This window comes from Caulobacter sp. P1_B12_2 (assembly GCF_056406675.1).
In genome coordinates this window covers 1-1,583 of the sequence record NZ_JBFTZS010000689.1, presented here as the reverse complement: position 1 = coordinate 1,583, position 1,583 = coordinate 1, and the positions used below count along the sequence as shown (strand labels likewise).

At 71.5% G+C, this 1,583-nt stretch carries 2 protein-coding genes; both read left to right on the top strand.

Annotated features, from left to right (window positions below; genetic code table 11):
- Nucleotides 1-651, top strand: a 651-nt coding sequence (locus tag AC1DZ6_RS24905; RefSeq protein WP_477099772.1) for a peptidylprolyl isomerase, incomplete at its 5' end; no start/stop codon positions are given.
- A partial coding sequence (gene pdxA, locus AC1DZ6_RS24900; RefSeq protein WP_477099771.1) for a 4-hydroxythreonine-4-phosphate dehydrogenase PdxA occupies nt 648-1,583 on the top strand: 936 nt, incomplete at its 3' end. The genes AC1DZ6_RS24905 and pdxA, both read left to right, overlap by 4 nt.

The window sequence follows — 1,583 nt, the reverse complement described above, 5'->3', positions numbered from 1 at the left end:
ACCCAGATGCAGCAGGGCGCGCCCTTCCCGGCCGTGGCCCGCCAGTTCTCGGCCTCGGCGACCGCGGCCAACGGCGGCGACGCCGGCTGGCTCAGCCCCGGCGAAATGCCGCCCGAGGTCGACGCCGCGCTCGAGCAGCTGCGTCCCGGCCAGCTGTCGGCCGCCATCCCGGTGCGCGACGGCGTCTACATCATCTATCTGCGCGAGAAGCGCTCGGGGGCCAAGACCGCCCTGGTCGACCTCAAGCAGGTCGCCGTGGCCCTGCCCAAGGATGCGGCGCAGCCGCAGGTCGACGCCGCTCAAAAGCTGCTCACCGACCTGAAGCCCAAGATCACCAACTGCGAAACCCTCGAGGCCACGGCCGGCAAGGTCGAGGGCGTGGTGGCCGGCGATCTGGGCGAGGCCGAGATCACCGATCTGGCCCCGGCCTTCCAGGAAGCCGCCAACAGCCTCAAAGTGGGTCAGGTCTCCGACCCGATCCGCACCGACGCCGGCCTGCACCTGATCGCTGTTTGCGGCAAGCGCCAGTCCGGCGCCCAGGCGCCGACCCACGACCAGATCGAAAATCGCCTGCGCGGCCAACAGCTTGCGCTGATCTCCAAACGTTATCTGCGAGACCTGCGTAACTCGGCGACCATCGAGACCCGGTGAAGACCACGGCCCTAGCCCTGAGCGCCGGCGATCCGGCCGGCATAGGGCCGGAGATCATCGCCAAGGCCTGGGCCGTCCTGCGCGCCGAAGGGCCGCCGTTCATGGTGGTGGGCGACGCCCAGCTGCTGGCCTCGGCCGGCGGCGGGGTGAAGGTCCGCACGGTCACCGGACCGGTCGAGGCGATCAAGGTGTTCGGCGAGGCCCTGCCCGTCCTGGACATCCCCCTGCAATCGCCCGTGGTGTCCGGCCAGCCGTCCAGCGCTCACGCCGCCCAGGTGATCCGCTGGATCGAGACCGGGGCCGGCCTGGCCCTGTCGGGGGCCGTGGCCGGCCTGGTCACCGCGCCGATCGCCAAGGCCCCGCTCTACGCCGCCGGCTTCGCCTTTCCCGGCCATACCGAGTTCCTGGCCGAACTGACCCATGTGGGCGAGCGCCAGCTGCCGCACGGCCCGATCATGATGCTGGCGGCCCGCGACCTACGCGCCACCCTGGTGACCATTCACACGCCGCTGTCGGCCGTGCCCGCCGCCCTCTCGGTCGAGGCGATCGTCAACGCCGGGCTGGTGACGGTCGAGGCCCYTCGCAAGGACTTTGGCGTCACCGTCCCGCGCCTGGCGGTGGCGGCCCTGAACCCGCACGCGGGCGAAGGCGGCGCGTTGGGCGGCGAGGAGGCGGCGATCATCGAACCCGCCGTCCGCGCCCTTCGCGAGCTGGGCGTCGAGGTCAGGGGTCCTGCCCCGGCCGACACCCTGTTCCACGCCGAGGCCCGCGCCACCTACGACGCGGTGCTGTGCATGTACCACGACCAGGCCCTGATCCCGGTCAAGATGCTGGACTTCTGGGCCGGGGTGAACATCACCCTGGGCCTGCCGATCGTGCGCACCTCGCCCGATCATGGTACGGGGTTCGACATCGCCGGTCGGGGCTTGGCC